The organism is Flavobacteriales bacterium (genome assembly GCA_013214975.1).
Taxonomy (GTDB): domain Bacteria; phylum Bacteroidota; class Bacteroidia; order DT-38; family DT-38; genus DT-38.
This window is the reverse complement of record JABSPR010000215.1, coordinates 1-1,526: the sequence shown is the minus strand read 5'-3', so window position 1 is coordinate 1,526 and position 1,526 is coordinate 1. Positions and strand designations below refer to the sequence as shown.

Annotated in this window: 3 protein-coding genes; 1 reads left to right on the top strand and 2 read right to left on the bottom strand. The window is 35.3% G+C overall.

The features are described 5' to 3' along the window. Window positions 1-376: recombinase (locus HRT72_07325; protein NQY67516.1), on the bottom strand; the 376-nt coding region annotated here is incomplete at its 3' end. Window positions 377-483: 107 nt separating this feature from the next. On the opposite strand from HRT72_07325, the gene HRT72_07320 reads away from it, so the two are divergent. Then, complete coding sequence (locus tag HRT72_07320) at window positions 484-858, top strand: hypothetical protein (GenBank protein ID NQY67515.1); 375 nt, start codon at window positions 484-486, stop codon at window positions 856-858. 28 nt (window positions 859-886) lie between these two features. On the opposite strand, the gene HRT72_07315 is transcribed toward HRT72_07320, so the two are convergent. After that, window positions 887-1,102 carry a hypothetical protein gene (locus HRT72_07315; protein NQY67514.1) on the bottom strand — a complete coding sequence of 72 codons (216 nt, stop codon included), beginning with the start codon at window positions 1,100-1,102 and terminating at the stop codon, window positions 887-889. Between the last annotated feature and the right edge of the window lie 424 nt (window positions 1,103-1,526).

The window sequence follows — 1,526 nt, the reverse complement described above, 5'->3', positions numbered from 1 at the left end:
TTGCAGTTTGAGCAGCATATTGCTTTAGCTCAAGCTTTTGTAGGTATGATTCAGGACAGTAGCGCTTCTCAGCTATTGGTTTTCTATTTCTATAAGCATCTAAGCTTAGTATACCGTTTTCGCTATTTAATGGTTTGTTTACGAAGAAATGATTGCAGTTAACCCAAGCTACACCTTTAAAGGTGCGGAAAATTGTACCCAAGTTGTCGTTATGGTTTTTTACGTAAGCCATTCCATAGGCATTACTCCATTTAATATCTGGCAAGTCTTTCAACAAAGCATGGATAACTTTATCAGGATGAAACTGGATGCCAATCTGTTTCACATCAGCAATCAAGAGATGTTTTAATGTAATATGTTTGGAGGGGGATTTCATTTTCATGCTGAAAAATAGAAGATAAGTTATTGAGTGTCAAATTTATCTGTACGTTTGTTCGAATATTATTCGTATAACTTACGTAAAACAGTACGCTTATGGAAAAAATGAATACCGAGAGATGCAATTATTGCAACGAAAAATTGTCTGGAAGAGAGGGTAAGCTTTTTTGCAATCCATCGTGTAAGGCAACGTACCATTACAATAAGAACAAAGGCCAAGAGTCAAACCTTTTTAATCGCATCGATCAACAATTAAAGAAAAACAGGCGACTTCTAAAGTTGTATAACAAAGCTGGAAAAGCCATGGTTAGAACGGAAACATTACACAAAGAAGAATTCGATCCAAAGTATTTCACACATTATTGGAAAAACAACAAAGGCAATGTGTACTTGTTTTGCTATGAATTTGGATTCCTTGCCACCAGAGACAACGGAAAGGATAAATATCTTCTGATTCAATGGCAGGATTATATGGATTGATCCTATTTGTTTGCAGGCAGTTAAAGTATTACAAGTATTGTAGGCAAGGAGGTACTCCAAGAGCTTTTATTATCATCTTAACTTGATGAGGTGTGAAAAGCCTGCCAAAAGGCTTACCAATTATTTTCAATGTTGGTTTAATCCATTTATTGAAGGTTCTAATATCAACCCCATAAGCTCTTGCCAATTTCGATTTGGTATTAGGAGTATATGTAGTATTTGAAAAATTATAATTCGTGCTCATATCTGCTCGTTATTCGTGTTTATTCAAAAAACAGACAATTGTCCAATATTGCACGTTAAAGCGTCTAATTGCTTTAGTATCTGCCATATATTCTAGGATGCATACTAACAAATCACACTCTAGTATTCAGCCTCTTTGTATCCTTCAAATTGCCTTTTATGACCCGATTTAGGCCCTATTATGGGCTGATTCCGAACTAAAGGCACGCATTGTACAGCACGTTACAAACCCTATGACGCTTCTCGATACAACCAAACAGGTGTTATCATGTAGCTACTTGCTCGATAATGCTCAATAGCGACCGGAAAAAAACAGCTATTTGTATACACTTTATAGGGATTTCCCTATGCACATGTTATGTTTTAATAAAGAAATTTATAAGATCAACTATCAATTTTAAATAGAAACGCTTAACCATTATAAC